The sequence below is a fragment of the Variovorax sp. LjRoot175 genome (assembly GCF_964253805.1).
Taxonomy (GTDB): Bacteria; Pseudomonadota; Gammaproteobacteria; order Burkholderiales; family Burkholderiaceae_C; genus Variovorax.
In genome coordinates this window covers 2,533,035-2,558,683 of the sequence record NZ_CAXURY020000001.1, presented here as the reverse complement: position 1 = coordinate 2,558,683, position 25,649 = coordinate 2,533,035, and the positions used below count along the sequence as shown (strand labels likewise).

General features: G+C 66.7%; 29 protein-coding genes. 15 read left to right on the top strand and 14 right to left on the bottom strand.

The window, feature by feature from the left end; all coding sequences use genetic code 11:
• The first annotated feature begins 56 nt into the window (after positions 1 to 56).
• Genes ACSQ89_RS12810 through ACSQ89_RS12800 form a run of 3 tightly spaced genes read left to right on the top strand, consistent with a single transcriptional unit; the run spans position 57 to position 3,312 of the window.
• On the top strand, positions 57 to 1,118 hold the full coding sequence (locus tag ACSQ89_RS12810) for an ABC transporter permease (protein WP_093107723.1): 1,062 nt from the start codon (positions 57 to 59) through the stop codon (positions 1,116 to 1,118).
• The gene (locus tag ACSQ89_RS12805) at positions 1,109 to 2,029 is read left to right on the top strand and encodes an ABC transporter permease (protein WP_436290510.1); all 921 of its coding nucleotides are present in this window, start codon (positions 1,109 to 1,111) and stop codon (positions 2,027 to 2,029) included. Before ACSQ89_RS12810 ends, ACSQ89_RS12805 begins: the two co-directional genes overlap by 10 nt.
• Positions 2,030 to 2,031: 2 nt before the next feature.
• On the top strand, positions 2,032 to 3,312 hold the full coding sequence (locus ACSQ89_RS12800; protein ID WP_436290511.1) for an amidohydrolase family protein: 1,281 nt from the start codon (positions 2,032 to 2,034) through the stop codon (positions 3,310 to 3,312).
• 2 nt (positions 3,313 to 3,314) lie between these two features.
• On the opposite strand, the gene ACSQ89_RS12795 is transcribed toward ACSQ89_RS12800, so the two are convergent.
• The 8 genes from ACSQ89_RS12795 to icd form a co-directional block, all read right to left on the bottom strand.
• The gene (locus ACSQ89_RS12795) at positions 3,315 to 3,836 is read right to left on the bottom strand and encodes an N-acetyltransferase family protein (protein WP_436290512.1); all 522 of its coding nucleotides are present in this window, start codon (positions 3,834 to 3,836) and stop codon (positions 3,315 to 3,317) included.
• 4 nt (positions 3,837 to 3,840) lie between these two features.
• Positions 3,841 to 4,137: a putative quinol monooxygenase gene (locus ACSQ89_RS12790; protein WP_436290513.1), complete on the bottom strand. Its 297-nt coding sequence runs from the start codon at positions 4,135 to 4,137 to the stop codon at positions 3,841 to 3,843.
• Positions 4,138 to 4,152: 15 nt separating this feature from the next.
• Entirely contained in the window at positions 4,153 to 4,557 is a 405-nt protein-coding gene (locus tag ACSQ89_RS12785; protein WP_436290514.1) for a DUF3224 domain-containing protein, read from the bottom strand.
• A gap of 18 nt (positions 4,558 to 4,575) precedes the next feature.
• Complete coding sequence (sbcB, locus tag ACSQ89_RS12780) at positions 4,576 to 6,015, bottom strand: exodeoxyribonuclease I (protein ID WP_436290515.1); 1,440 nt, start codon at positions 6,013 to 6,015, stop codon at positions 4,576 to 4,578.
• A gap of 2 nt (positions 6,016 to 6,017) precedes the next feature.
• Positions 6,018 to 7,475 carry a cardiolipin synthase gene (cls, locus tag ACSQ89_RS12775; RefSeq protein ID WP_436290516.1) on the bottom strand — a complete coding sequence of 486 codons (1,458 nt, stop codon included), beginning with the start codon at positions 7,473 to 7,475 and terminating at the stop codon, positions 6,018 to 6,020.
• Positions 7,476 to 7,566: 91 nt separating this feature from the next.
• Positions 7,567 to 9,888, bottom strand: coding sequence for an ATP-dependent Clp protease ATP-binding subunit ClpA (clpA, locus tag ACSQ89_RS12770; protein ID WP_093107739.1), 2,322 nt, complete (start codon positions 9,886 to 9,888; stop codon positions 7,567 to 7,569).
• A 54-nt stretch (positions 9,889 to 9,942) separates the two neighbouring features.
• Positions 9,943 to 10,302, bottom strand: a complete 360-nt coding sequence (gene clpS / locus ACSQ89_RS12765) for an ATP-dependent Clp protease adapter ClpS (RefSeq protein WP_093107850.1) — start codon at positions 10,300 to 10,302, stop codon at positions 9,943 to 9,945.
• A gap of 210 nt (positions 10,303 to 10,512) precedes the next feature.
• A complete protein-coding gene (icd, locus tag ACSQ89_RS12760) occupies positions 10,513 to 11,772 on the bottom strand; it encodes an NADP-dependent isocitrate dehydrogenase (protein WP_093107741.1) in 1,260 nt (419 codons plus the stop codon).
• Between the two features lie 192 nt (positions 11,773 to 11,964).
• Between icd and ACSQ89_RS12755 the strand changes: the two genes are divergently transcribed.
• Both ACSQ89_RS12755 and ACSQ89_RS12750 read left to right on the top strand, forming a co-directional pair.
• Positions 11,965 to 12,282, top strand: a complete 318-nt coding sequence (locus ACSQ89_RS12755) for a cell envelope biogenesis protein TolA (protein ID WP_436290517.1) — start codon at positions 11,965 to 11,967, stop codon at positions 12,280 to 12,282.
• Between the two features lie 152 nt (positions 12,283 to 12,434).
• Positions 12,435 to 12,887: a DUF192 domain-containing protein gene (locus ACSQ89_RS12750; protein ID WP_436290518.1), complete on the top strand. Its 453-nt coding sequence runs from the start codon at positions 12,435 to 12,437 to the stop codon at positions 12,885 to 12,887.
• Between the two features lie 59 nt (positions 12,888 to 12,946).
• Here the strand turns inward: ACSQ89_RS12750 and ACSQ89_RS12745 are convergent, their stop codons facing one another.
• On the bottom strand, positions 12,947 to 13,528 hold the full coding sequence (locus tag ACSQ89_RS12745) for a superoxide dismutase (protein ID WP_093107747.1): 582 nt from the start codon (positions 13,526 to 13,528) through the stop codon (positions 12,947 to 12,949).
• A gap of 47 nt (positions 13,529 to 13,575) precedes the next feature.
• Positions 13,576 to 14,886 carry an exodeoxyribonuclease VII large subunit gene (xseA, locus tag ACSQ89_RS12740; RefSeq protein WP_436290519.1) on the bottom strand — a complete coding sequence of 437 codons (1,311 nt, stop codon included), beginning with the start codon at positions 14,884 to 14,886 and terminating at the stop codon, positions 13,576 to 13,578.
• Positions 14,887 to 15,199: 313 nt separating this feature from the next.
• Between xseA and ACSQ89_RS12735 the strand changes: the two genes are divergently transcribed.
• The 6 genes from ACSQ89_RS12735 to adk all read left to right on the top strand — a co-directional run bounded on the left by ACSQ89_RS12735 (position 15,200) and on the right by adk (position 18,950).
• Positions 15,200 to 15,832 (top strand): MotA/TolQ/ExbB proton channel family protein, encoded by a 633-nt coding sequence (locus ACSQ89_RS12735; RefSeq protein WP_093107751.1) that lies wholly within the window; start codon positions 15,200 to 15,202, stop codon positions 15,830 to 15,832.
• A gap of 5 nt (positions 15,833 to 15,837) precedes the next feature.
• The gene (locus ACSQ89_RS12730; RefSeq protein ID WP_436290552.1) at positions 15,838 to 16,263 is read left to right on the top strand and encodes an ExbD/TolR family protein; all 426 of its coding nucleotides are present in this window, start codon (positions 15,838 to 15,840) and stop codon (positions 16,261 to 16,263) included.
• A 29-nt stretch (positions 16,264 to 16,292) separates the two neighbouring features.
• The gene (gene lpxK, locus ACSQ89_RS12725) at positions 16,293 to 17,240 is read left to right on the top strand and encodes a tetraacyldisaccharide 4'-kinase (protein WP_093107851.1); all 948 of its coding nucleotides are present in this window, start codon (positions 16,293 to 16,295) and stop codon (positions 17,238 to 17,240) included.
• Positions 17,221 to 17,403 carry a Trm112 family protein gene (locus ACSQ89_RS12720; RefSeq protein ID WP_093107755.1) on the top strand — a complete coding sequence of 61 codons (183 nt, stop codon included), beginning with the start codon at positions 17,221 to 17,223 and terminating at the stop codon, positions 17,401 to 17,403. Before lpxK ends, ACSQ89_RS12720 begins: the two co-directional genes overlap by 20 nt.
• A 2-nt stretch (positions 17,404 to 17,405) precedes the next feature.
• Entirely contained in the window at positions 17,406 to 18,170 is a 765-nt protein-coding gene (gene kdsB, locus ACSQ89_RS12715) for a 3-deoxy-manno-octulosonate cytidylyltransferase (protein WP_093107757.1), read from the top strand.
• A gap of 123 nt (positions 18,171 to 18,293) precedes the next feature.
• Positions 18,294 to 18,950 (top strand): adenylate kinase, encoded by a 657-nt coding sequence (gene adk, locus ACSQ89_RS12710; RefSeq protein ID WP_093107759.1) that lies wholly within the window; start codon positions 18,294 to 18,296, stop codon positions 18,948 to 18,950.
• Here the strand turns inward: adk and ACSQ89_RS12705 are convergent, their stop codons facing one another.
• From ACSQ89_RS12705 to ACSQ89_RS12695, 3 genes are read right to left on the bottom strand one after another with little or no spacing between them, the layout of a single operon-like run.
• The gene (locus ACSQ89_RS12705; protein ID WP_436290520.1) at positions 18,951 to 19,424 is read right to left on the bottom strand and encodes a DUF6152 family protein; all 474 of its coding nucleotides are present in this window, start codon (positions 19,422 to 19,424) and stop codon (positions 18,951 to 18,953) included.
• Between the two features lie 21 nt (positions 19,425 to 19,445).
• The gene (locus ACSQ89_RS12700) at positions 19,446 to 19,862 is read right to left on the bottom strand and encodes a hypothetical protein (RefSeq protein ID WP_436290521.1); all 417 of its coding nucleotides are present in this window, start codon (positions 19,860 to 19,862) and stop codon (positions 19,446 to 19,448) included.
• A gap of 4 nt (positions 19,863 to 19,866) precedes the next feature.
• Positions 19,867 to 20,862 (bottom strand): asparaginase, encoded by a 996-nt coding sequence (locus tag ACSQ89_RS12695; RefSeq protein WP_093107765.1) that lies wholly within the window; start codon positions 20,860 to 20,862, stop codon positions 19,867 to 19,869.
• A 74-nt stretch (positions 20,863 to 20,936) separates the two neighbouring features.
• On the opposite strand from ACSQ89_RS12695, the gene lexA reads away from it, so the two are divergent.
• The 4 genes from lexA to ACSQ89_RS12675 all read left to right on the top strand — a co-directional run bounded on the left by lexA (position 20,937) and on the right by ACSQ89_RS12675 (position 24,332).
• Positions 20,937 to 21,611 carry a transcriptional repressor LexA gene (gene lexA / locus ACSQ89_RS12690; protein WP_436290522.1) on the top strand — a complete coding sequence of 225 codons (675 nt, stop codon included), beginning with the start codon at positions 20,937 to 20,939 and terminating at the stop codon, positions 21,609 to 21,611.
• Positions 21,612 to 21,727: 116 nt separating this feature from the next.
• On the top strand, positions 21,728 to 22,036 hold the full coding sequence (locus ACSQ89_RS12685; protein WP_436290523.1) for a hypothetical protein: 309 nt from the start codon (positions 21,728 to 21,730) through the stop codon (positions 22,034 to 22,036).
• Positions 22,037 to 22,155: 119 nt separating this feature from the next.
• Positions 22,156 to 23,163: a D-2-hydroxyacid dehydrogenase family protein gene (locus tag ACSQ89_RS12680; RefSeq protein WP_436290524.1), complete on the top strand. Its 1,008-nt coding sequence runs from the start codon at positions 22,156 to 22,158 to the stop codon at positions 23,161 to 23,163.
• The gene (locus ACSQ89_RS12675; RefSeq protein ID WP_093107773.1) at positions 23,160 to 24,332 is read left to right on the top strand and encodes an MFS transporter; all 1,173 of its coding nucleotides are present in this window, start codon (positions 23,160 to 23,162) and stop codon (positions 24,330 to 24,332) included. Before ACSQ89_RS12680 ends, ACSQ89_RS12675 begins: the two co-directional genes overlap by 4 nt.
• On the opposite strand, the gene ACSQ89_RS12670 is transcribed toward ACSQ89_RS12675, so the two are convergent.
• Positions 24,322 to 25,632, bottom strand: coding sequence for a type IV pilus assembly protein FimV (locus tag ACSQ89_RS12670; protein ID WP_436296196.1), 1,311 nt, complete (start codon positions 25,630 to 25,632; stop codon positions 24,322 to 24,324). The two genes, ACSQ89_RS12675 and ACSQ89_RS12670, sit on opposite strands and share 11 nt — an antisense overlap.
• Between the last annotated feature and the right edge of the window lie 17 nt (positions 25,633 to 25,649).

Genomic DNA, 25,649 nt, shown 5'->3' with positions numbered 1-25,649 from the left:
CGCGCCCCCTCGGGGGGCAGCGAGGACACGCAGTGCCGAGCGTGGGGGCCACATACATGAGGCTGGAGCGCCGCCATGAGACCTCGCGCGCGGCACTGGTGCTGGCACCCTTCGGCGCCGTCGTCTTCACCCTGCTGGTCAGCGCGCTGCTAGTGCTCTGGGCCGGCGCGCCGGTGGGCCGCACTTATGCGCTGCTGCTGCAGGGTGGCTTCGGCTCGGTGTTCGCCTGGAGCGAGACGCTGGCGCGCGCGATTCCGCTGATCCTGACCGGGCTGGCCGCCACCGTGGCTTTCAAGGCCCGGCTCTTCAACATCGGCGCCGAGGGCCAGCTCTACGGCGGCGCGCTGGCGGCCGTGGCCGTGGGCGGGCTGCATGGCGGCACGGGCTTCGCGCTGCCGGTCTGGCTGCTGTTCACGCTGATGATGCTAGCCGCCGCAGTCGCCGGCGCTCTGCTGCTGCTCGGCCCGGCGCTGATGAAGAACAAGCTCGGCGTCGACGAGGTGGTGACCACGCTGCTCTTCAATTTCATCGTGCTGCTCGGCGTCTCGGCGATGCTCGACGGGCCGATGAAGGACCCGACCGCGATGGGCTGGCCGCAGAGCGTGTCGCTGCAGCCCGAGCTCGAACTGGGCCGGCTGATCGCGCAGACCCGCGTGCACACCGGCCTGCTGTGGGCCGGCGCGCTGTCGGTGCTGGTCTGGGTGTTGTTCAAGTACACGGTGATCGGCTTCGACATCCGCGCGGTCGGCGCGAATGCGCGCGCCGCGGCCTTTGCGGGCGTGCCGGTCACGCGCACCGTCGTGCTGGTGGCGTTGCTCTCGGGTGCGCTGGCCGGGTTGGCGGGCGCGATCGAGGTGGCGGGCCGCACCAGCTACGTCACGCTCGACATGTCGCCCGGCTACGGCTACAGCGGCATCGTGATCGCGATGCTGGCCGGCCTGCATCCGCTGGGCGTGCTGGCGGCGGGCGTGTTCGTCGCCGGCGTGCTGGTCGGTGCCGACACGATGAGCCGGGCGATCGGCGTGCCGACCTATGTCGCGGACGTGATCGTGGCTGCCTCGCTGATTGCGGTGCTGGTGGCGACCTTGCTCACACAGTATCGAGTGCGATGGAAGTAGTCGACATCCTCGGCAATGCCTCTTTCTGGGTCGCGGTGCTGCGCATCGCCACGCCGCTGATCTTCGGCACCCTGGGCGTGCTGCTGTGCGAGCGCGCGGGCGTGCTGAACCTCGGCATCGAAGGCATCATGGTCGCCGGCGCTTTTGCCGGCTGGCTCTCGGTCTATGCGGGGGCGCCGCTGTGGGTGGGCGTCGCGGTGGCGGCGTTGACGGGCGCGGTCTTCGGCCTGCTGCACGCCTTCCTGACCGTGGGCCTCGCGCTCTCGCAGCATGTCTCGGGCCTGGGCATCACGCTGCTGGCGACGGCGCTCAGCTACTACGGCTACCGCGTGAGCTTTCCGAAGGTCAACACGCCGCCGACCGTCACGCCCTTCGCGCCGATGGAATGGTTGCACATCCCGGTGCTCGATGCGCAGACGCCGCTCACGCTGTTCGCGCTGCTGCTGGTGCCGGTGCTCGCGTACATCCTCTACCGCACGCCGCTGGGCCTGGCGCTGCGCATGGTCGGCGAGAACCCGCAGGCGGCCGAGGGCCAGGGCGTCTCGGTCGCAGCCACGCGCAGCGGCGCCATCGTCGCCGGTTCGGCGCTGATGGGCGTGGCGGGCTCCTTCCTCACGCTGTCGGCCTTCAACGCCTTCTTCTTCAACATGGTCAACGGCCGCGGGTGGATCTGCGTCGCGCTGGTGGTGTTTGCCTCCTGGCGGCCCGGCAAGGCCCTGCTGGGCGCCCTGCTGTTCGCTTTTTTCGACGCGCTGCAGCTGCGGCTGCAACAATCCGGCGATGCCGTGCTGCCCTACCAGCTCTACCTGATGCTGCCCTATGTGCTGTCGATCGTGGCGCTGGTGCTGGTGGCGCGCAAGGCCAGCTATCCGCAAGCCCTCATGAAGCCCTATCGCAAAGGCGAACGTTAGCCATGCTCGATCTGCTCGTCCACAACGCCACGCTACCCGACGGTCGCAGCGGCATGTCGATCGCGGTGCAGGGCGGCCGCATCATCGAAGTCACCGCAGGGCTCGATGCGCCGGCTGCTGAAAAACTCGACGCCCAGGGCCTGCTGGTCGCGCCCCATTTCGTCGACCCGCACTTCCACATGGACGCCACGCTGAGCTACGGCCTGCCGCGCGTCAACCAGAGCGGCACGCTGCTCGAAGGCATTGCGTTGTGGGGCGAGCTCAAGCCGCTGCTCACGGCCGAGGCACTGATCGAGCGCGCACTCGCCTACTGCGATTGGGCAGTCGCCAAGGGCCTGCTCGCGATCCGCAGCCATGTCGACACCAGCGACCCCAGCCTGCTCGCGGTGGATGCGCTGCTCGAAGTCAAGCGGCGCGTGGCGCCTTACCTGGACCTGCAGCTGGTCGCTTTCCCGCAGGACGGTGTGCTGCGTTCGCCCGGTGGCGTCGACAACCTGAAGCGCGCGCTCGACTTGGGGCTAGACGTGGTCGGCGGCATTCCGCACTTCGAACGCACCATGGCCGACGGCGCCGCGAGCGTGAAACTGCTGTGCGAGCTGGCCGCCGAGCGCGGCCTGCCGGTGGACATGCACTGCGACGAATCGGACGACCCGCTTTCGCGCCACATCGAGACGCTGGCCTTCGAGGCGCAGCGCCTGGGCTTGCAGGGCCGGGTCACGGGCTCGCACTGCACCTCGATGCATTCGATGGACAACTACTACGTGAGCAAGCTGCTGCCGCTCATTGCCGAGGCCGGCGTCAGCGTGATCGCGAATCCGCTGATCAACATCACCCTGCAGGGCCGCCACGACAGCTACCCCAAGCGGCGCGGCATGACGCGCGTGCCCGAGCTGATGGCCCAGGGCGTGAACGTCGCCTTCGGCCACGACTGCGTGATGGACCCCTGGTACGGCATGGGTTCGGGCGACATGCTCGAGGTCGCGCACATGGGCCTGCACGTGGCGCAGATGACCAGCCAGCGCGGCATCCGGCAGTGCTTCGATGCAGTCACGGTCAATGCCGCCAAGGTCTTCGGGCTCGACGGCTATGGCCTCGAAACGGGTTGCGATGCCAGCTTCGTGCTGCTGCAGGCGCGCGATCCGGTCGAGGCGATCCGGCTGCGCGCGACGCGGCTCAAGGTGTATCGCAAGGGCCGGCTGCTGGCCGAGACGCCGGCTGCGACGGCGGCCCTGCACCTGGCGGACCGGCCGGCGGCCACCGCCTGGATGCATCCGAAGAACTGATCTCAGGCCGGCGCAGCGACCGCGCGCCACATGTGGACCTTCGACAGGAAGGTGCCGCCCTGCGCGATGGCGAACGGTTCGACGCCGAAGGCGGCAAAGCCGCAGCGCTCGTAGAGGGCCTGCGCGGCATCGTTGCCCTGGGTCACCGTCAACTGGACCAGCCTGACGCCCTCGCGCGCCGAGGCCTCCGCGAGCAGGCCCAACACCAGCTCACGGCCGAAGCCGCCTTGCCGGGCGGCCGGCGCGACATACATGCCGAACAGGCTCGCCTTGTGCCGCGACTTCTCGCGCGACTCGAACAGGATGCCCGCTGCGCCCGCAAGAAGGCCCTTGTGGTCGAACGCACCCAGCACGATCTGCGGTGCCGTCGGTGAAACATCGAGCCGCGACGTCCACCACGACAGCGGCAAGGCCTCGCGCTCGGCCACCGTGGAGGTGAAGGCATCGGGATGGCGCCCGTAGGCTTCGAGCATCAACGCCCGGTAGGCCTCGGCGTCGTCGGGGGTCAGGCGGCGAAGGCTCACGGTCTCACAGCTTGACGGGCTCGGCCTCGTAGATCTGGATCGTGGGCGCCGCCGCAGCAAGCCCGCCGGCCGCCTTGGCGAAGGCACGCGAGGCCGGGACCGCAAAGTGGGCCAGGAGTGCCGCGCGATCTACCCATTGCTCGACGAAGACCAGGCGCAGCGCGTTTTCCGCGTCGCGGTGCACGGCATGCGAGATGCAGCCCGGCTCGGCGCGCGAACGGCGCACGTGTTCGAGGCTCAGCGCGAGGACTTCGTCCACGGTGTCGCTCTTGGCGAGGATGTCGCCGGTCACAAGAATCATGAGACTCTCCTTGGGTCACGCGCCTTCGGGCAGGCTGTAGTCGAAATCGTAGAAATGCTTGCCGTCGGCGATGCGGATCGCCAGCCTGCCTGCAAGGCCGGCGAGCTGGCCGGTGGCCGAATCCGGCACGACGGTGATCGACAGCTGCTGCTCGCCGCGCGTCATGGTGCCCGTGTGCTGCAGGACGAAGCTGCCCTCGCGGCCGTGCAGCGTCGCCGCCACGCGCTCGATGGCCACGTAGCCGGCCGATCCCTGCGTCGTCGTGACGGCGCTCAGCATCTCGCCCTGGCCGGTGCCCGCGAGGTCGCCGCTGAACTGCTTGTCGAGCGACATCCTGCCGAGCGTCGCGCCTTCGGTCTGCTCGCTCTGCCAGAGCGGCTGCATCTTCACTTCGAAGGTGCCGCTTGCCTTTTTGTTCATGGGTGCTCCCTCTCTTCCTCAAACCGCGGGCGCGATCGCCTCGGCGTATTCGTAGAGTGCGCCGAGGATCTCTTCGCCGCGCTCATCGGCCGTCTCGGCCAGCACATCGATCTCGGCAAAGAGCTGGTCGACGTTGCGCACCCCGCCCTCGCCTTCGAGCAGGCGCGCGACGCGATGCGCCTCCCAGCGTTCGGTTTCGTCTTCGTCGAGGGTATCGGGAAAGTTGCGGGCCCGGTAGCGGAACAGCAGCTCTTCGAGCCGTGGATCGTCGAAGCCGGTGCGCGAATGTGCGAGCTCCGCCGGCGACAGGCTGCGCAGCTGGGTCAGCCGCCGGCGATCGCCATTGCCGACGAAGCCGCCGTAGAGGTCTTCGTCGACGTCCGGCGCTGCTTCGCGCGGCCGCTCGTAGACCTGGGGCCAGATCGCGCTCATGTCGGGCAAGGCGGCCGCCAGCGCGGCGTTGCGCAGCGCCGCTTCGAGGTCGATGCTCCAGCGCGTGGCCATGGCCGGCGCCAAGGTCTTCAGGTTGCCGACCACCATCGGCGACTTGTTCAGGTGCACGCTCTTCACCGGCAGGCGCAGCACGCCTTCGGGCAGATCGGCGCTTCGCGTGAAAAGGCGTTGGCGCAGCGTCGCCACGTCGAGGTCGCGCAGCTCGCTCGGGTCGTGCGCCAGGTCCCAGGCGATCAGCTCGTTCTTGTTGGTCGGATGGCTCGCGAGCGGCCACATCACGGCCAGGCAGCCGCGCTCGGCCGGGAACATGCCGGAGACATGCAGGAAAGGCCGTGCCGACTCGCGCGTGGCCGGCAGGCCCAGTTCGCTCGCGACCCGGTCTTTCCTGTGCAGCGCGAAGGCGAAGTCGAAGAGCTTGGGCTGCTTGTCGCGGATCAGCCGCGCCAGCGCAATCGTGGCGCGCACGTCCGACAGCGCATCGTGGGCCGATTCGTGGAGCAAGCCGTTGGCGCGCGCCAGGTCTTCGAGCTTGAAGCTCTGCGTGCCGTCGTCCTTTTTCGGCCATTCGATGCCGTCGGGACGCAAGGCATAGGTGAGCCGCACGACGTCGAGCAGGTCCCAACGGCCGCAGTCGTTCTGCCACTCGCGCGCATAGGGATCGATGAGGTTGCGCCAGAACAGGAAGCGCGTCACCTCGTCGTCGAAGCGGATGGTGTTGTAGCCGACGCCGATGGTGCCGGGCTGCGAGAACGCGCGTTCGATCTGCGCGGCGAACTCATGCTCCGGAATGCCGCGCTCGAGGCAGATCTGCGGCGTGATGCCGGTGATCAGGCAGGCCCCCGGGCTCGGCAGGTAGTCCGGCGCGGGCTTGCAGTAGATCATCATGGGCTCGCCGATCTCGTTGAGCGCGGCGTCGGTGCGGATGGCGGCGAACTGCGAGGGCCGGTCGCGACGCGGCACGGTGCCGAAGGTTTCGTAGTCGTGCCAGAGGAAGGTTTGGGACATCGTCAGAGCAAAGGTGAGAAAAGGCGTGCCGTCGCGTCGCCGAGCTGGGGAAGGAAGCTGCGCTTCCGGTTGGCGCGCACGGCCGCGGCGCTGTGAAGGTCGGTTTCGAACTGCGCGGCGAGCGGCTTGGCCAGCGCCGGACCATAGATCACGGCGCACACCTCGAAGTTGAGCCGGAAGCTGCGGTTGTCGAAATTGGCGGTGCCGATCATCGCGCAGTTGTCGTCCACCACCAGCGTCTTGGAATGCAGCATGCGCGCCTTGTATTCCCAGATCTTGACGCCGGCCGCGATGAGCTCGTCGTAGTAGGAGCGCGCCGCGGCGCTCACGATCAGCGAGTCGCTGCGCCGCGGCACCAGGAGGCGCACGTCGACGCCGCGCAGCGCCGCGCTGGTAAGCGCCATCAAGGCCGGTTCGCCGGGCACGAAATACGGCGTGGTGAGCCATGCGCGCTGCGCCGCCGAGTGGATGGCCGCGACATGCATGCGGTGGATGGCTTCGAGGCCGCTGTCGGGACCGCTGGTGACGATCTGCACCGGAATGTCACCCGCGCCCTCCTCGGCCGGCAGGCGCGGCAGCAGCCTGTCGATGGCTTCGTCCATCCGGCGCGGATCCTCGCCGGTGGCGTAGGCCCAGTCTTCGAGAAAGGTGGTCTGCAGCCAGCGCACCGCGCTGCCTTCGATGCGCAGGTGGACGTCGTGATACGCGTCGGGCCGCACCCGCCGGTCTTCCTCGTCGGTGATGTTGACGCCGCCGGTGAAGCCCACGCGCCCGTCGCACACCACGATCTTGCGGTGGGTGCGGTAGTTGGTCACGGGCCGCAGCCGCCGGCCGATGCGGGTGTCGTGAAACAGCGCCACCTGGATGCCGGCGGCCTGCATCGGCGCCATGAACTTGCGGCCGATGCGCTTGGAGCCGAGGGCATCGAGCAGCAGGCGCACGGTGACGCCCTCTCGCGCGCGTTCGATCAGCAGGTCGCGCAGCGCGGTGCCGATCGTGTCGGGCTCGAAGATGTAGTACTCGAGGTGCACGTGGTCGCGCGCGCTGCCGATCGCTTCGAAGATGGCGTCGAAGGTGCTGGCACCGCCGGACAACAGGCGGGCCGCCGTCGCGCTCGACACCGGCAGGCCGCAGGCGGCGGTGCCCAGCGCGGCCATCTGCCGCAGGGCGGGCGGCGCACGTTCCGCGGCCTCGCGCAGCGTGGCGACGTCGGCCGGCGCCTGGGCGATCGCGCGGCTGCGCAGCCGCTTCAGGCGCTGCTTCTTCAAGCGCTGCGGCCCGAGGAAGTAGTAGATGACGAAGCCGGCGAAGGGCAGCAGCGCCAGCGAGAGGATCCAGCTCATCGTCGACACCGGCGCGCGCTTCTGCATCACGATCCAGACGGACAACACCGCAATGTAGCCGCTCCATGCCAGGGAGAGGCCGGTCTTCCATTCGTGGCTGAGCTCGGGGACGATCAAGGGCGAAAGAGGTCGGTGAATGAAAAAAGGCCGGTAGCGCAATGCTACCGGCCTTGGGAGTGGACTCCGGATGAGCGGACCAGCCCGTTGATCAGCCCGTTGCAGCCTCTTCCGCTTCGGGCTTGGCGCGCCCTTCCTTCTTGGGCAGCGGCTGGATGTCGAGCTGGACCTCTTCCTTGTCGTCGAGGTCCACCGTCAGGCGGCCACCTTCCTGCAGGCGGCCGAACAGCAGCTCGTCGGCCAGGGCGCGGCGGATCGTGTCCTGGATCAGGCGCTGCATCGGCCGTGCGCCCATCAGCGGATCGAAGCCCTTCTTCGCCAGGTGCTTGCGCAGCACGTCGGTGAAGGTGACGTCGACCTTCTTCTCGGCCAGCTGGGTCTCGAGCTGCAGCAGGAACTTGTCGACCACGCGCAGGATGATCTGCTCGTCGAGGGCCTTGAAGCTCACGGTCGCATCCAGGCGGTTGCGGAACTCCGGCGTGAACAGGCGCTTGATGTCGGCCATCTCGTCGCCCGCCTGGCGCGGGTTGGTGAAACCGATGGTCGCCTTGTTCATGGTCTCGGCGCCTGCATTGGTCGTCATGACGATGATGACGTTGCGGAAGTCGGCCTTGCGCCCGTTGTTGTCCGTCAGCGTGCCGTGGTCCATGACCTGCAGCAGCACGTTGAAGATGTCCGGATGCGCCTTCTCGATCTCGTCGAGCAGGAGCACGGCGTGCGGCTTCTTCGTGATCGCTTCGGTCAAGAGGCCGCCCTGGTCGAAACCGACGTAGCCCGGAGGCGCACCGATCAGCCGGCTCACCGCGTGGCGTTCCATGTACTCGGACATGTCGAAGCGGATCAGCTCGATGCCCATGATGTAGGCCAGCTGCTTCGCCGCTTCGGTCTTGCCGACGCCGGTGGGGCCGCTGAACAGGAAGGAGCCGATCGGCTTGTCTTCGCGGCCCAGGCCCGAACGCGCCATCTTGACCGCCGAAGCCAGCACCTCGAGGGCCTTGTCCTGGCCGAACACCACGCTCTTCAGGTCGCGCTCGATGGTCTGCAGCTTGCCGCGGTCGTCGTTCGAGACGTTGGCCGGGGGAATGCGCGCGATCTTGGCGACGATTTCCTCGACCTCGGCCTTGCTGATGGTCTTCTTGCGCTTGTTCGCGGGCAGGATGCGCTGGGCGGCGCCGGCCTCATCGATGACGTCGATCGCCTTGTCGGGCAAGTGACGGTCGTTGATGTACTTGGCACTCAGCTCAGCCGCGGCCTGCAGTGCAGCCACGCCGTATTTCACGCCGTGGTGCTCCTCGAAGCGCGACTTCAGCCCTTTCAGGATGTCGATGGTTTCCTGCACCGTCGGCTCGACCACATCGACCTTCTGGAAACGACGCGACAGGGCCGCATCCTTCTCGAAGATGCCGCGGTACTCGGTGAAGGTGGTAGCGCCGATGCACTTGAGCTGGCCGCTGGACAGCGCCGGCTTGAGCAGGTTCGAGGCATCGAGCGTGCCGCCCGAGGCCGCGCCGGCGCCGATCAGCGTGTGGATCTCGTCGATGAAGAGGATCGCGTTCGGCTTGTCCTTGAGCGACTTGAGCACGCCCTTCAGGCGTTGTTCGAAATCGCCGCGGTACTTGGTGCCGGCCAGGAGCGCGCCCATGTCGAGCGAGTAGACATGGGACTCCGCCAGGATCTCGGGCACGTCGTTCTGCGTGATGCGCCAGGCCAGGCCCTCGGCGATCGCCGTCTTGCCGACGCCGGCCTCACCCACCAGCAGCGGGTTGTTCTTGCGCCGGCGGCACAGGATCTGGATCACGCGCTCGACCTCGTACTCGCGGCCGATCAGCGGATCGATCTTGCCTTCCTTGGCAAGCTGGTTGAGGTTTTGCGTGAACTGCTCGAGCGGGGACGACTTCTCGTTCTTCTCGCCGCCGCCCTCCTCGCCTTCGCCGGAGGACGATTCGCTGCTGCCCTTGGCAGCTTCCGGCGGATCGCTCTTCTTGATGCCGTGGGCGATGAAGTTCACCACATCGAGGCGCGTCACGCCCTGCTGATGCAGGTAGTAGACCGCATGCGAATCCTTTTCGCCGAAGATCGCGACCAGCACGTTCGCGCCGGTGACTTCCTTCTTGCCGTTGCCGGTGGATTGCACATGCATGATGGCGCGCTGGATCACGCGCTGGAAACCGAGCGTGGGCTGGGTGTCCACATCGTCGGTACCCGCCACCTGGGGCGTGTTGTCCTTGATGAAATTGGTGAGCGACGCCCTGAGGTCGTCGACGTTGGCCGAGCAGGCGCGCAGAACCTCTGCGGCACTCGGGTTGTCCAGCAAAGCGAGCAGCAGGTGCTCCACCGTGATGAACTCATGGCGCTGCTGCCTGGCTTCGACAAAAGCCATGTGCAAGCTGACTTCCAGTTCCTGGGCAATCATGTGATTTCCTTTTGCCTTGCTGTAAATAAATTCTCAGATGGGTTGGAGCGCGATTTATTCAACCGGTTCACTGACGCACTGCAACGGATGCCCGGCCTGGTGGGCCGCTTCCATCACCTGATTGACCTTGGTGGCCGCCATGTCGCGGGAATACACCCCGCAGACGCCGCGCCCGTCGAGATGGATCTTGAGCATGATCTGGGTGGCGGTTTCCCGGTCCTTGTTGAAGAACTCCTGGATCACGACGATCACGAACTCCATCGGCGTGTAGTCGTCGTTGAGCATCACCACCTGATACATCTGCGGCGGCGCAGTTTTTTGCGGCCGCCGCTCGATCACGACCGCATCGCCGTCGTCCTGCCCCGGCTTCACGGCCGGCGGCGTAGGGGGAGTCGAGGGGATTTTGGTAGCCATGAAAATCATTTTATAGAGCCGCCGCCGGTTGTACTTGCGCAAGGGACACAACTGGTGGCGGCTTTGTGACATTCAAGACGGATGCCTGTGGAACTGCCGCCTCGGCGCATGCAAGCTGCGTGCCGCCAGCCCCAACGAAAAAGCCCCGGCGCCTTGCGGTGCCGGGGCTTTACACACCAGGGCGTCAGCCGGCGCTTCGGACGCCGGGATTTACATGTTGTCGATCATCACCTGACCGAAACCCGAGCAGCTGACCTGCGTGGCGCCGTCCATCAGGCGGGCGAAGTCGTAGGTCACCTTCTTGCTGGCGATCGATTTTTCCATCGAGCGGATGATCAGGTCGGCCGCCTCGGTCCAGCCCATGTGCCGCAACATCATCTCGGCCGAGAGGATTTCGGAACCGGGGTTCACGTAGTCCTTACCGGCGTACTTCGGCGCCGTGCCGTGGGTGGCTTCGAACATCGCGACGGTGTCGCTCAGATTGGCACCCGGGGCGATGCCGATGCCGCCGACCTGCGCCGCCAGCGCGTCGGACACGTAGTCGCCGTTCAGGTTCAGCGTGGCGATCACGCTGTATTCGGCCGGGCGCAGCAGGATCTGCTGCAGGAAGGCGTCGGCGATCGAGTCCTTGACGGTGATTTCCTTGCCGGTCTTGGGATTCTTGAACTTCATCCAGGGGCCGCCGTCGATCAGCTCGGCGCCAAATTCCTTGGCGGCCAGGCCATAGGCCCAGTCACGGAAGCCGCCTTCGGTGAACTTCATGATGTTGCCCTTGTGCACGATCGTCACGCTGGGCTTGTCGTTGTCGATCGCGTACTGGATCGCCTTGCGCACCAGACGCTCGGTGCCCTCGCGCGACACCGGCTTGATGCCGATGCCCGAGGTGTTCGGGAAACGGATCTTCTTGACGCCGAACTCGTCCTGCAGGATCTTGATGAGCTTCTTGGCCTTCTCGCTTTCGGCTTCGAATTCGATGCCGGCGTAGATGTCTTCCGAGTTCTCGCGGAAGATCACCATGTTGGTCTTGTGCGGCTCCTTGACCGGGCTGGGCACGCCCTCGAAGTACTGGATGGGGCGCAGGCAGACGTACAGGTCGAGCTCCTGGCGCAGCGCGACGTTGAGCGAGCGGATGCCGCCGCCGACTGGCGTGGTCAGCGGGCCCTTGATCGAGACCACGTAGTCGCGCACCGCATGCAGCGTTTCTTCGGGCAGCCAGACGTCGGGACCGTAGACCTTGGTCGACTTCTCGCCGGCGTAGACCTCCATCCACTGGATCTTTTTCTTGCCGCCGTAGGTCTTGGCCACTGCCGCGTCGACCACCTTGATCATCACGGGCGTGATGTCGAGGCCGGTACCGTCGCCCTCGATAAAGGGAATGATCGGCTGATCAGGCACATTGAGCGAGTTGTCGGCATTGACCGTGATCTTCTGGCCTTCGGCCGGGACTTTGATGTGCTGATAGCTGGACATGAGGCAAGGGCTCCGGGATGAATTGAAGGCTGGAAGACACTAGGTTTCCAGCCGGCTGAATAGCCGTAGAATTTTAGACGCAACCGGAGGAGTCCGAAGGTTCTGTCAACCGAGTCCATATGGGTCTCGTTGTTGGCTGACCTTCTGCTGGCCGGGAGGCATTTTCAATCCATCTCCACAGAGGAACCCGTAATGAGCAAAGTTCTCGCAGTCATGATCGCCGGCCTGTTCGCCGTTGGCGCATATGCCCAGACGAAGCCCGCCGAAGTCGACCCCACAGGCAAGGGCAAGGCGGCCGAACGCGCCGAAGCCAAGAAGGACGCGAAGCCTGCCGGCCAAGTCAAAGCTCCGGGCGGCGACCAGAGCAAGGTGTCAGAGGGTAGCGGCGGCGTGACCGCCACTGGCGCCGACAAGGCCGCCCAGGCACGCCGTGACTCGCGCGACACGCGCCGCCCTGCCAAGGGTGGCGGCAAGAAGCCGGTTCCCGCGCAAGGCACCACGCCCCAGTAAGCTGGTTGGCACCATTAAAAAAGAAAGCGTTCTTCGGAACGCTTTCTTTTCGTCTGCACTCAAGAAGATGTAAGCTTCAAGGCAAATAGTCATGCCCGCATCAGCGGGCATTTTTTGTTTGTATTGCCGCCCGCTTTATTGAAAGTCGACCCATGTTCCAGCGTTTTGTGGCCCTGCTTGCGCTGTCAGCTTCATTGATGACCTTTGCACACGGTCAGGAAGCTCAAATCAATCTCCAGCGCGTGAAGCTGTCCGCGGGCATGTACCAGATCGATGCGCAAGTCGCGCAAACCCCTGAACAGCGGCAGATCGGTCTCATGTTCCGCAAGGAAATGCCGCAAACCGAGGGCATGATCTTCGTGTTCGAGCAGCCCGCGACCCAGTGTTTCTGGATGAAGAACACCCTGCTGCCGCTGACCGCAGCCTTCGTGGCCGACGACGGCCGCATCGTCAACCTGGCCGACATGAAGCCCCTGACCGAGGAGTCGCATTGTTCCGAGGAGCCGGTTCGCTTCGTGCTCGAGATGAACCAAGGCTGGTTCGCCAAGAAGAACATCAAGAAGGGGACGAAGCTCGGCGGCGAACTGTTTGCGGCCAGGCGCTGAGCATCGCCCGCCCATTAAAAAGCCGACCCGCGGGTCGGCTTTTTTTGGCAAGCCTCGACTCAGCCGAAGTTCTTGGCCGCGAAGTCCCAGTTCACCAGCTTGGCCAGGAAGGTCTCCACATACTTGGGCCGCAGGTTGCGGTAGTCGATGTAGTAGGCGTGCTCCCAGACGTCCACCGTCAACAGTGCCGTGTCGCCCGTGGTCAGCGGCGTGCCCGCGGCACCCATGTTCACGATGTCCACCGAGCCGTCGGCCTTCTTCACCAGCCAGGTCCAGCCCGAGCCGAAGTTGCCCACCGCCGACTTCACGAAGGCCTCCTTGAAGGCCGCGTAGCTGCCCCACTTGGCATCGATCGCCTTGGCCAGCGCGCCGGTGGGCTCGCCGCCGCCCGCGGGCTTCATGCAGTTCCAGAAGAAGGTGTGGTTCCAGATCTGGGCGGCGTTGTTGTAGATGCCGCCGCTGGACTTCTTGACGATCTCCTCCAGCGGCAGGCTCTCGAACTCGGTGCCCTTTTGCAGGTTGTTCAGGTTCACCACATAGGCGTTGTGGTGCTTGCCGTAGTGGTACTCCAGCGTTTCCTTCGAATACTCCGGCGCCAGGGCGTCCAGCGCGTACGGCAGGGGTGGGAGGACGTGTTCCATGTCTTTTCTCGCGGGTTGGTTGTGAGACGAAGCATTCTAGAAAGGAATCACGTGGCTCGCGTCGGACGCCGTCCCGTCGTACCCGTTCGATTGACTGTCATGTCGACCGTGCCGTCGGCGAGGCGCGCGCGCACCGCGTCGCCGGGTGTCAGGCCTCGCACGCTGGTGACGGCCTGTCCCTGTTCGTTCGTGAGCCATGCGTAGCCGCGCTGCAAGACCAGCGCCGGATCCAGCAGTTGCAGGCGCAGAGCAGCCCGTTCGAGCCGTTCCTTGCGCTGAACCAGGGCACGCGTGAACTTGAGCGGCAACTCGGCCTGCAACGCCTGCTGCGCTTGCGCGAGCCGCTGCGTCCTCGAGAGCACGGCGTAGTGCAGTCGTTGCGCATGGTGAGCCAGGCGCAGTTGCTGGCGCGTCACCAGCGTCGAGGGGCGCCCCAGCCGACCCGCGGCCAGATCGAGGCGCTGGCTCAAGACATCGAGGCGCGCGGAAATCGCGTCGCGCAGCCGCTCTTCGAGCAGATCGAGCGCGCCGAGCCACAGATCGCGCGGCGCAGCGACGAGTTCGGCCGCGGCGGTCGGCGTCGGTGCGCGCAGGTCGGCACAGAAGTCGGCGATGGTGAAGTCGGTTTCGTGGCCGACGCCGCTGATCACCGGCACCGGGCTCTGCACGATCGTGCGCGCCAGCGACTCGTCGTTGAAGGCCCAGAGATCCTCGATCGAGCCGCCGCCGCGCACCAGCAGGATCAAGTCGACCGTCGGCTGCAGCGCGTAGAGCGACTGCAGCGAGCGCACCAGCTCCGCCGGCGCACCGGCGCCCTGCACCGCGGCCGGCGCCAGCACCACAGGAATGTGCGGCACGCGGCGGCGCAATGCGCTGACGACGTCGTGCAAGGCTGCCGCGCCGAGCGAGGTCACGACACCGATCGCGCGTGGCATGGCCGGAAGCGGCCGCTTGCGGGCAGGATCGAAAAGGCCCTCGGCCTCCAGCTTCGCCTTGCGCTGCAGGAACTGCTCGAACAGCGCGCCCTGCCCGGCTCGACGCAGGCTTTCGACCACCAGTTGAAGGTCGCCGCGCGGCTCGTACACCGCCAATCGGCCGCGCACCTCGACCTGGTCGCCATCGCGCGGCGAGAAATCGAGCAGGCCTGCGGCGCGCCGGAACATGGCGCACCGCAACTGGCCGGATTCGTCTTTCAGTGCAAAGTAGCAATGGCCGCTGGCCGCACGCGAGAAGCCGGAAATCTCGCCGCGCACCGCGACCGGATTGAAGCGCGCATCGAGCGCATCGGCCACGGCGCGACACAGTGCGCCCACGGCCCAGACCCGCGGTCCCGCCGGAATTGCTTCACGCTCGCTCATGTCGAGGCGGTGTTACAGATGAACAGTCGTCCACAAGCGCGGCGGCGGTCTCCCGGCCGCACGAGGCATCCGCACAACACCCACGACTCCACGTACAAGCCATTGATTTGATTGAAAAAAGTGCTGCTCAAAATTCAGTCGATCCAGCGGAAAGCCCGCCGCGTGTGGCTCCAGATGAGTTGCTCCGCGGGTTAGCCACAAAGTTATCCACAGAAACTGTGCGTCTGAACCTACAGCGAATACAAATCGGAACAATGCTTCGCGCCGGTGGATAATCGCCGCGCATTTGCAGTCCACGGGGCCGGAGGAATACTTGTTTTCGATCATAGTTGCTGCGGGCTGGCCGATCTGGCCGCTGCTCGCTTGTTCGGTGATTGCGCTCGCGCTCGTCATCGAGAGATTCACCAGCCTGAAGACCTCCAAGGTCCTGCCGCCCAAACTCCTCGACGAGGCCATCACGGTCTCGCGCGCTGCGGTCCCGGGCCCGGACGTGGTGACCAAGCTGGAAAGAAACTCGGGGCTCGGCGAGGTGCTGGCCGCCGGCTTCCGCACTTTGAACTCCAACCCCCTTTCGACCGAAGACGACCTGCGCGCGTCGATGGAATCGGCCGGACGCGTGGTCGCGCATCGACTCGAACGCTACCTGCCGGCGCTCGCAACCATCGCGTCGGCGGCCCCGCTGCTCGGGCTGCTGGGCACGGTGATCGGCATGATCGAGATCTTCGGCTCCCAGTCGCCCAGCAGCGGCGCGGTCGGCACCGGCAACCCGGCGCAGCTGGCGCACGGCATCTCCGTGGCGCTCTACAACACGGCCTTCGGGCTGATCGTGGCGATCCCGGCTCTGATCTTCTGGCGCTATTTCCGCAGCCGGGTCGACGAGTACCTGCTGAACCTGGAGCTCGCCGGCGAACGTTTTGCGCGTCACCTGAACACCCTGCGATCATGAAACGAATGCATTTCAGCCACGGCTCGCGCGAGGAGCCGGAGATCAACCTGATCCCGTTCATCGACGTGCTGCTGGTCGTGCTGATCTTCCTGATGCTCTCGACCACCTACAGCAAGTTCACCGAGATGCAGTTGCGCCTTCCGGTGGCCGACGTGGAGGCCCAGCGCGACTATCCGAAGGAAGTGATCGTCGCCGTCTCCGCCGACGGACGCTATTCGATCAACAAGACCCATTTGCCCGACCGCAGCGTGGAGACGGTGGCCGCAGCGCTGAGCGCCGCGGCGAACGGCGGCAAGGACAGCGTCGTGATCATCAGCGCCGACGCCAGCGCCGCCCATCAGTCTGTGATCACGGTGATGGAAGGCGCGCGGCGCGCGGGCCTCATGCAAATCACCTTCGCCACGCAGTCGGCCGCGCAGGCGGGACGCTAGTGCTGCAGCGGGCCTGGCTTCAGCGCGGAATGCTCGCGCGGCTGCTGTGGCCTCTCTCGCTGCTCTATGGCGCTTTGGCCGCAATCCGGCGCGCGCTCTATCGCCGAGGCATCCTTCAGACCGAGCGCGTCGGCGTGCCGGTGATCGTGGTCGGCAACGTCATCGCCGGCGGTTCCGGCAAGACGCCTGTCGTGATGGCGGTCGTGCGACACCTCCAAGCCCGCGGAATGAAGGTCGGCGTGGTATCGCGCGGCTACGGGCGAGCGACCGACGATTGCCGCGCGGTACAGGACGACAGCGATCCGCGCGAGGTCGGCGATGAGCCGGCGCTGATTCGCCGCTCGACCGCGGTGCCGGTCTTCGTGGCGCGGCGGCGTGCCGAAGCGGCGCGTGCCCTGCTCGCTCTTCACCCGGACACGCAGCTCATCGTGAGCGACGATGGCCTGCAGCACCTTGCGCTGGCGCGCGACCTCGAGATCTGCGTCTTCGACGACCGCGGAACGGGCAATGGCTGGCTGCTGCCGGCCGGCCCCCTGCGCGAGCATTGGCCGCGCCGCTGCGACCTGGTGATCCACACCGGCGCGCGACCCGCCTTCGCCGGCTTCACGGCACGACGTGCGCTGGCCGACCATGCGCTGCGCCTCGATGGCACGCCGGTCCCGCTCGCATCCCTGGCCGGCCGGGCGCTGGTCGCGGTTGCCGCGATTGCAAAGCCCGAGGCTTTCTTCCAGATGCTGCACGAACGCGCCCTGGTACCGCAGCAGTGCATTGCATTGCCGGATCACCACGATTTCAGCGACTGGACCCCGCCGCCCGGCAGCGCCTACACGCTGATCTGCACCGAGAAGGACGCGGTCAAGCTGTGGCGCCGAGCCCCCGACGCGCTGGCGCTGCCGCTGGTGTTCGAACCCGAGCCGTCCTTCTTCGAAGCGCTCGACGCAAAGCTATCATCGCTCGATGGACACCAAGCTGCTTGAACTGCTCGTCTGCCCCGTGACCAAGGGGCCGCTCACGTGGAATGCCGAGAAGCAGGAACTCGCCTCGCGCAGCGCCCGCCTCGCCTACCCGGTGCGCGATGGCATCCCGGTGCTGCTCGAAACCGAGGCGCGCACGCTTTCCGACGAAGAGCTGGGACTTTGACCTTGCCTTTCGCCGTCCTGATCCCGGCTCGGCTCGCGTCCACACGATTGCCCGACAAGCCCCTGGCCGACATTGCCGGCCTGCCGATGGTGGTGCGCGTCGCACAGCGCGCCCTGCAATCGAGCGCCGAGCGCGTGGTGGTGGCCGCCGACGACGCGCGCATCGTCGCCGCTTGCGAGGCACACGGTGTCCAGGCCCTGCTCACGCGCACCGACCACGCGAGCGGCAGCGATCGCCTCGCCGAGGCCTGCGCGCAGCTCGGTCTGGCCGACGATGCGATCGTGGTTAACGTCCAGGGCGACGAGCCGCTGATCGACCCGGCATTGATCGACGCCGTGGCCCACACGCTGGCCTCGCATCCCGACGCAGCGATGAGCACGGCCGCGCACGCGATCGAATCCCTCGAAGATTTCCTCAATCCGAACGTCGTGAAAGCCGTGCTCGACGCACAGGGCAACGCGCTCTACTTCAGTCGCGCACCGATTCCCTGGTGGCGCGACGGCTTCGCGAAAGGCGGCGTGACGGCGCTGCCGCAGTCACCCGCAGCGCTGCGCCATATCGGCATCTACGGCTACCGCGCCGGCTTCGTACGGCAGTTTCCCAGCCTGCCGCCGGCACCGGTCGAAGCCACGGAGGCACTGGAGCAGCTGCGCGCACTGTGGCACGGGCACCGCATCGCCGTGCACGTGAGCGCCCATGCGCCCGGGCCGGGCATCGACACGCCGGAAGATCTGGAACGCGTCCGCGCACTGCTCTCCAACGCCTGATTTCGTCCCCGCGCAGGCCAAGTCGGGCGCGGAGCGCGTGCTATCCTCGATGCAACTCCGCCCTGCGATCTCCCTCGTGAAACGCATGGCGCGACAGAAATCGAAGAACCGTCCGAGGACACCATGAGACTGATTTTGTTGGGCGCCCCCGGGGCAGGCAAAGGCACGCAGGCAGCCTTCATTTGCCAGAAATACGGCATTCCTCAAATCTCGACCGGCGACATGCTGCGCGCCGCCGTCAAGGCCGGCACACCGCTCGGGCTCCAGGCCAAGGCCGTGATGGATGCCGGCGCCCTGGTGAGCGACGACCTGATCATCAACCTCGTCAAGGAACGCATCGCGTTGCCGGACTGCACCCAGGGCTTTCTGTTCGACGGCTTCCCGCGCACCATTCCGCAAGCCGAGGCCATGCGCTCGGCGGGCGTCAAGATCGACTACGTGCTCGAGATCGACGTGCCTTTTGCCGACATCATCGAACGCATGAGCGGGCGCCGCTCGCATCCGGCGTCGGGGCGCATCTACCACGTCAAGTTCAACCCGCCGAAGACCGAAGGCAAGGACGACCTCACGGGCGAAGACCTGATCCAGCGCGAGGACGACAAGGAAGAAACCGTGCGCAAGCGGCTCGAGGTCTACAGCCAGCAGACCCGGCCGTTGGTCGACTACTACTCGGCCTGGGCCAAGGCGGACCCGGCCGCAGCGCCGAAGTACCGCGCCATCAGCGGCGTCGGCACGGTCGACGAGATCACTCAGCGCGCGCTGGGCGCCCTCGGCAGCTGATCAGGCCGGGCTGGAGCGCAGCCCGTAGACCTTGCCGTCGGCGAACAGGTATTCGACGCGCATCACCGGCTCGCCCTTTTCTTCCTTGAAGGTGAAGCCCACTGCCGAGATGGTCGCGCCGGACTTGATCTCCGAAACCTTCCAGGCCTCCATTCGCGTCAGCGGCGCGAGTTCGAGCGTCCACTGGCGATCGGCGCGGCGCGGCGCGGTCGCCTTGGCAAGAAGCCCGGGGCCATCGATCGGCGCGCTCTGCGCGGGCGGCTGTCGCGTTGCGAGGTCTGCCGGCACCTTGAGACCCGGCGGAACCTCGATCACCAGCTCGGCATGCGGGTTCTGCCAACGCGCGCGCACGACCTTTCCTTCCAGGTAGAGCGGACGCTCCTGGTCGAAGCTGCTCCAGCCGTGGTGTGCCCAGGCGAACGGGGTGGCGACGGGAAGGGATGCGGCGGCGACGACGATGCTGCGACGTTTCATCGGAAGAACTCCTTCTTCTCTTCAGTACGCGATCCAGCGGCCGCAGAACACGACGGCCAGCCAGATCGCAGTGGACAACAACATCTGTACCCGCGCCAGCGCATCGAGTTTGCGCAAGGACCTTCGCGCGTGGAACCAGCCCGCGTTGCATCCGGCGGCCAGCAACAATCCCATCTTGATCACGAAGGCCCGGTTGGCGAGCAGTTCGGCCGGCTGGGTCGCGAACATCAGCGAGCCGCTGGCCGCCGCCAGCGTGAAGCCGCAGAGCGCGATCGACAGCGACAGCCTGGCCATCGCCCGCACCGGCAAGGCAGCCGCACGTCCGAACACCCGCAGCTCGAGCGCCACGAGATTGCCGAGCAGGAGTGCGATGCCGATGATGTGCACCGCCTCCAGCGCCGGATAGGCCCACGAGTGCGATTGCAGAGCGCCGAACATGGCCTCAATCGGCGGCCGGCTGATCTGCCATCAGCTCCAGCACCAGCGCGATGCGCGCCTTGACGGGAGTCAGTGCGCCCGCGTCACGCAAGAGTGCATTCGGCGCCGGCAGGATGCGGCCCTGCGTGCATCGCGTGGCGCGCACGACCGCGATGCCGGCAGCCTGCGCCCGCAGCGCGGCTTCTTCCAGCGCAAGGTGCAAGGTGCCGTTGCCGGTGGCCGCGAGCACCAGGCCCTCTACCGGCTCGGCGGCGCCGGACTGGCGCTCGCGAATCAGTGTGTCGATCAGGCTGCCGCGCGCCTCCGCATGACTCATCACGATTTCCACATGGGGCCATCGGGCGGCATTCGTCATCCGTTCGAAGAGCTCGCGCGCATCTTGTTGCGGCGATACCGGCCAGCTTCGGAGGCCGCGCACCGCGCCCTCCTCCACATAGGCCACCGGTCCCGCATCGCCGGAGTCGAAGGCGTCGAGCCGGTAGGTGTGGACCTTCTGGACGTCGAAGGCGCTGTGCACCGTGCCCGCGCAGACGGCCACCACGCCCAGCGCGCCGGGGCTGGACGCGACCGCAATCGCATCGCGCACGTTCTGCGGGCCGTCTGGCGACAGCGCGGTCGCGGGCCGCATCGCGCAGGTCAGGACCACCGGCTTCGACGGAGCCAGCACCGACTGCAGGAAGAAGGCTGTTTCCTCCAGCGTGTCGGTGCCATGGGTGATGACGAGGCCCGCTACGTCGGGCTCGGCGAGCCAATGGGCGCAGCGCTCGGCCAGCGTACGCCAGATCGCAAAGCTCATGTCCTTGCTGTCAATCTGCGCCACTTGCTCGGCCGCGAGTGCGATGCCTTCGGGCGCCTCGATGCCGCCCAGCAGTTCCGTCACGCCTACTTGCCCGGCCGTGTAGCCGATGTTGTCGCCGGCCGCCGTAGCGCGGCCGGCGATGGTGCCGCCGGTGCCCAGAACGATCACGCGGCGCTTGCCTTCTCGAAGGGTATCGACCATGTCTTGCCAAACTCCCGGAAACTGGTTAAAAATACAGGTACTGGATATTCAGCCAGTGCCGCAAGGAGTCATCAATGCAGTTCGCCGTCAAGCTTACCGCCCGCCAGCAGCAGATTCTGGACTTGATCCAGAGCGCCATCGCACACACCGGCGCCCCGCCCACGCGTGCCGAGATCGCCGCCGAACTGGGCTTCAAGTCGGCCAATGCGGCCGAAGAACATTTGCAGGCCCTGGCACGCAAAGGCGTGATCGAACTCGTGAGCGGCACCTCGCGCGGCATCCGCCTCAAGGGCGACGCACTGCGCTCGCTGAACGAATCGCGCAACAACCAATTCTCCCTGTCGCTGCCCGGCATGGCCCAGCTCGCGCTGCCGCTGATCGGCCGTGTGGCTGCAGGCTCGCCCATCCTCGCGCAGGAGCACGTCGACCAGACCTACTACGTCGAGAACACCCTGTTCCAGCGCCAGCCCGACTACCTGCTCAAGGTGCGTGGCATGTCCATGCGCGACGCCGGCATCATGGATGGCGACCTGCTGGCGGTGCAAGCCACCAAGGAAGCCCGCAACGGCCAGATCGTGGTGGCCCGGCTGGGCGACGAAGTCACGGTCAAGCGCCTCAAGCGCAACAAGCAGGTCATCGAGCTGCATGCCGAAAACCCCGACTACCCCACCATCGTCGTTCAGCCCGGCGAGCCTTTCGAGATCGAAGGCTTGGCCGTAGGCCTGATCCGCAACACGATGCTCATGTAGGGGGTCCAAACCCCGGCCGCGACAGGTGGCGGGCGTATGGCCGAGGGCCATCACCCTGTAGCAGCCGATGAAAGCAATCCTGCCTGTGTTCAACCTCTGACTTTTCTGGAGTTCACATGGGAATCGCTCTTCTCAGCCTTGCTGATCTGTTCATGCCGCTGCAATCGCTGGCCGATCGCTGGATGCCTTCGCGCCGCAGGCGTTCGTCCGGCCTTCGCTATGTCGGCATTCGGCCCAGCTGTGCCTCTGCACCCGCGCCGACGCGTCCCCTGCGCGTGGTGCGCACGGTCGATGCGCAGCGCCCCGGCCAGAACGCGGGCCGCGTCGTGATCTCGGGCCGCATGGCGGACGTCTGCGCCGAACTCGATCGGCTGGCCGCCCTGGAAGCGGCGGACACCGTGCCGCGCGCCAGCCGCCTGCATTGAGCGAGGCGATGCCGATCGGCAATTGAAGCCGAACCGAGCCTGGGTTATCCCCGGGCAGCGTGCGCCTGTGGAACGCAGGGCACGGAGTACGCGGATGGTGCGAGGCACAATGGCATGCCATGAACATTGTGATCCTCGACGACTACCAGGACGCGGTGCGCAAGCTGCGCTGCGCTTCCAAGCTCGACGCGTACGCGGCCAAGGTCTACACCAACACGGTCAAAGGCATCGGGCAGCTCTCGGTGCGGCTCAAGGATGCCGACGTGATCGTGCTGATCCGTGAACGCACACAGATCTCTCGCCAGCTGATCGAGAAGCTCCCCAAGCTCAAGCTCATCTCGCAGACCGGCCGGGTCGGCAGCCACATCGACGTGCATGCGTGCACCGAGCAAGGCATCGCGGTGGCCGAAGGCACGGGCTCGCCGCTGGCGCCGGCCGAACTCACCTGGGCACTGATCATGACGGCGATGCGCCGCTTGCCGCAGTACATCAGCAACCTCAAGCATGGCGCTTGGCAGCAGTCGGGGCTCAAGTCGGCTTCGATGCCTCCCAATTTCGGGCTCGGCTCGGTGCTCAAGGGCAAGACGCTTTGCATCTGGGGCTATGGGCGCATCGGCCAGCTGGTCGCACGCTATGGGCAGGCCTTCGGCATGCAGGTGGTGATCTGGGGCCGCGAAGAGAGCTGCGCCAGGGCACGGTCCGACGGCTTTCAGGTGGCACCGAACCGGGACGTCTTTTTCAGCGTGGCCGACGTGCTGTCGATCCATCTGCGGCTGACGGAGGAAACACGGGGCCTGGTCACCCTCGAGGATCTGTCGCGCATGAAGCCCACCGCACTGTTCGTCAACACCTCGCGCGCCGAGCTGGTCGAACAGGACGCGCTGCTCGCGGCCCTCAACCGCGGCCGGCCCGGGCTGGCAGCCGTCGACGTGTTCGAGAGCGAGCCGCCGCTGCAAGGCCATGCGCTGCTGCGCCTGGAGAACTGCATCTGCACCCCGCACATCGGCTACGTCGAGCAGGACAGCTACGAGATGTACTTCGGCCAGGCCTTCGACAACGTCGTCAGCTTCATCAAGGGCAACCCGACCAACATCGTGAATCCGGGCGCACTGCAGGTCCGCCGTTGAAGCAGCCTGCTCTGCCGGCAGCTTTGTGGGCCCTGCTGGCGGGCAACTTCGTGATCGGGACGGGCGTGATGGTGGTGCCCGGCACGCTCAACGAACTCAGCACCTCGCTGCAAGTCAGCGCGGCTACCGCCGGCCAGTTGATCACCGCGGCGGCCGTCGTGATGTGCCTCGGCGCTCCCTTGCTGGCGGCCGTGGTCGCGGGCTGGGACCGCCGGGTGCTGCTCGCCTGCACCATGCTGTGGTATGCGGCAGGGCATCTTCTCGCGACGCTGATGCCGAACTTCGGCGGGCTGCTGGTGGTGCGCATGCTGACGGTCGTCGCGCCCGCGATCTTCACGCCGCAGGCGGCCGCCTGCGTGGGTCTGCTGGTGCCGCTCGAGCAGCGGGGCCGCGCCGTCACCTTCGTTTTTCTGGGATGGTCCATGGCCTCGGTGCTGGGCCTTCCGCTCGGCACGCTGATCGGCGGTCATTTCGGCTGGCGCACCGCGTTCGCGACGATCGCGCTCCTGTCGATCCTCAGCGCAGCCTGGATCTGGCGCAAGCTCCCATCGGGCATCCGGCCGGCCGCGCTGTCGCGCGCGGCCTGGGCCCAGGTGCTCAAGAGTCCGCTGCTGATGGGCGTCGTCTCCGTCACCGCGCTGCAAGGCGCGGGCCAGTTCGTTCTGTTCAGCTACTTCGCACCCGTCCTCAAGCAAGTGCTGGGCGCGGACGCCACGGCACTGGGCCTGATGTGGGGCTGGTTCGGCGTCTGCGGCCTGCTCGGCAACATGCTCGTGAGCCGGTACATCGACCGCATGGGCGCCTCGCAGACGGTGCTGCTCACGACCTCGCTGATCGCGCTGAGCCTTCTTCTGTGGCCCCTGGGCGTGACGCTCGCGGGGCTGGCGCTGATCATCGTGCCCTGGGGCTTCGGCTGCTTCGCCACCAACTCGGCTCAGCAGGCACGCCTGGTCTCGATGGCGCCCGCGCTCGCGCCGGGCTCGGTGGCGCTCAACAGTTCCGGCATCTACGTGGGGCAAGCGGTGGGTGCCGCAGCCGGAGGCTGGCTGCTGGCCCATGACGCGATCGCCTGGATGAGCTGGGCGGGCCTGGCGATGGTGCTCTGCGCGCTGGCGCTCAGCCTGGCCGTCGACCGGGCGCAACGCCGCGCCCCGGCGTTCAGCGCTTGACCGGCTTGGGAGCTATCTCCGCCTCGGTGGCCGGATCGAAGAGCTCGAAATCGATCACGTGGGGATCGCTGGACGGTGCGGGCGGCGGCTTCGGCGTTTCGATCGGCGCTCGCATGGTTTCGAAGGCCGTCTTGTCGAATTCGGCGAGGTCCAGGTCGATGTCGGGCTTGGCGCGCGGCAACGGTGCGGCGCCTGCGGGAGGCGCCGGAAGCGGCGCATCCGGCACCAGCACAGTCTCATGGTGCAGGTGATCGTCGATGGCGCCGTAGATCGAGGGGGGCAGCGTCGGGGCGTACTCGACGGCCTCGGGCGCGCTCTCGCGATCGAGCGGCGCAGGCGTCGTGGCCAGCTGGTCGTGGCCGAAGGTATCGACGAAGGAGTGCGGCGTGACGGGCGCAGGCGGTGCGCTGTTCGGATCGATCACTTCCTTGGCCACGGAATAGAGCAGCAGCAGCTCCTGGTAGGCCGCCAGGTCGAAGGCCTCGTCCTCGTGCGCGCCGGGCTTGCGGAATATCAGCTCCTCGATCAGCGCCAGGGTGCCCGGCGCAGGCCACTGCGATTCGATGCGCGCGAGGGTGCTGCGATAGTGTTCGAGACCCTTGCCCGTCTCGTTGAAATTCTCGAACGCCGGGACGTCGGCGTTGAAGGCCCGTTCGAATTCCTCCGCCAGGCGCGCATAGTCCTCCTTGCGCCCCAGCGAATGAAAAATCCGCAGCAGGTCCAGGTAGGCCAACGCGCTGGTGCCGGGATTGGTGGCGATGTGTTCGCGCAGCACCGCGATTGCCTGGTCGTGCTGGCCGAGCGAAAGGAAGAAGTCCGACTGCTGCTGCACGTCGAACAGCTCTTCGGTGTTGACCGGCCGCACCGGCGCGCCATCGGGCGTGCGTGCCGGCTGGGGTTCGGATTCGCCGAAGCCGCTGTCGTCGTCGGGCTCCAGGGCTGCAAAGGTCGCCGCGCCGAAGCTGGTGGCGTTCGCGCTGCGCCGCGGCGGCGGTACGGAGTCGACGTCCGGCTCCTCGTCGAGCAGTGCGCGCAAGGAACTCGGCCGCGTGGGACCGCCCTCGCCCTTCGACGGCGTCTCGCCCCACCAGGCCGGCGCTGCGGCTCGGCGCGCCATGCGCCACAGCAGCACGATCGCCACCAGCGCGATCAGCAACAGGGCGATCAGCGCGTAGACCAGTGGATTGCGATAGCGGCTGTCGTGCGCCTGCGCGAGCTCGCTGCGCATCTCGAGCAAGGTGCGCTGGTTCTGCGCCGTCTGCTCGCGCAGCGCGGCCAGCGTGGCTTCCAGCGCTTGCATGCGTTGGGCCTCGCGCT

Bases quoted from the DNA above. Each gene is read 5' to 3' on its own strand.
- ACSQ89_RS12730 (WP_436290552.1), top strand. From the start codon at position 15,838: ATGCATTTCAGCCACGGCTCGCGCGAGGAGCCGGAGATCAACCTGATC.
- adk (WP_093107759.1), top strand. From the start codon at position 18,294: ATGAGACTGATTTTGTTGGGCGCCCCCGGGGCAGGCAAAGGCACGCAG.
- ACSQ89_RS12785 (WP_436290514.1), bottom strand. From the start codon at position 4,557: ATGAACAAAAAGGCAAGCGGCACCTTCGAAGTGAAGATGCAGCCGCTC.
- icd (WP_093107741.1), bottom strand. From the start codon at position 11,772: ATGTCCAGCTATCAGCACATCAAAGTCCCGGCCGAAGGCCAGAAGATC.
- lexA (WP_436290522.1), top strand. From the start codon at position 20,937: ATGCAGTTCGCCGTCAAGCTTACCGCCCGCCAGCAGCAGATTCTGGAC.
- clpA (WP_093107739.1), bottom strand. From the start codon at position 9,888: ATGATTGCCCAGGAACTGGAAGTCAGCTTGCACATGGCTTTTGTCGAA.
- ACSQ89_RS12695 (WP_093107765.1), bottom strand. From the start codon at position 20,862: ATGGTCGATACCCTTCGAGAAGGCAAGCGCCGCGTGATCGTTCTGGGC.
- ACSQ89_RS12755 (WP_436290517.1), top strand. From the start codon at position 11,965: ATGAGCAAAGTTCTCGCAGTCATGATCGCCGGCCTGTTCGCCGTTGGC.
- lpxK (WP_093107851.1), top strand. From the start codon at position 16,293: ATGCTCGCGCGGCTGCTGTGGCCTCTCTCGCTGCTCTATGGCGCTTTG.
- ACSQ89_RS12750 (WP_436290518.1), top strand. From the start codon at position 12,435: ATGTTCCAGCGTTTTGTGGCCCTGCTTGCGCTGTCAGCTTCATTGATG.
- ACSQ89_RS12670 (WP_436296196.1), bottom strand. From the start codon at position 25,632: ATGCAAGCGCTGGAAGCCACGCTGGCCGCGCTGCGCGAGCAGACGGCG.
- ACSQ89_RS12680 (WP_436290524.1), top strand. From the start codon at position 22,156: ATGAACATTGTGATCCTCGACGACTACCAGGACGCGGTGCGCAAGCTG.
- ACSQ89_RS12720 (WP_093107755.1), top strand. From the start codon at position 17,221: ATGGACACCAAGCTGCTTGAACTGCTCGTCTGCCCCGTGACCAAGGGG.
- ACSQ89_RS12705 (WP_436290520.1), bottom strand. From the start codon at position 19,424: ATGAAACGTCGCAGCATCGTCGTCGCCGCCGCATCCCTTCCCGTCGCC.
- ACSQ89_RS12700 (WP_436290521.1), bottom strand. From the start codon at position 19,862: ATGTTCGGCGCTCTGCAATCGCACTCGTGGGCCTATCCGGCGCTGGAG.
- sbcB (WP_436290515.1), bottom strand. From the start codon at position 6,015: ATGTCCCAAACCTTCCTCTGGCACGACTACGAAACCTTCGGCACCGTG.
- ACSQ89_RS12685 (WP_436290523.1), top strand. From the start codon at position 21,728: ATGGGAATCGCTCTTCTCAGCCTTGCTGATCTGTTCATGCCGCTGCAA.
- clpS (WP_093107850.1), bottom strand. From the start codon at position 10,302: ATGGCTACCAAAATCCCCTCGACTCCCCCTACGCCGCCGGCCGTGAAG.
- xseA (WP_436290519.1), bottom strand. From the start codon at position 14,886: ATGAGCGAGCGTGAAGCAATTCCGGCGGGACCGCGGGTCTGGGCCGTG.
- ACSQ89_RS12790 (WP_436290513.1), bottom strand. From the start codon at position 4,137: ATGATTCTTGTGACCGGCGACATCCTCGCCAAGAGCGACACCGTGGAC.
- ACSQ89_RS12810 (WP_093107723.1), top strand. From the start codon at position 57: ATGAGGCTGGAGCGCCGCCATGAGACCTCGCGCGCGGCACTGGTGCTG.
- ACSQ89_RS12745 (WP_093107747.1), bottom strand. From the start codon at position 13,528: ATGGAACACGTCCTCCCACCCCTGCCGTACGCGCTGGACGCCCTGGCG.
- ACSQ89_RS12805 (WP_436290510.1), top strand. From the start codon at position 1,109: ATGGAAGTAGTCGACATCCTCGGCAATGCCTCTTTCTGGGTCGCGGTG.
- ACSQ89_RS12800 (WP_436290511.1), top strand. From the start codon at position 2,032: ATGCTCGATCTGCTCGTCCACAACGCCACGCTACCCGACGGTCGCAGC.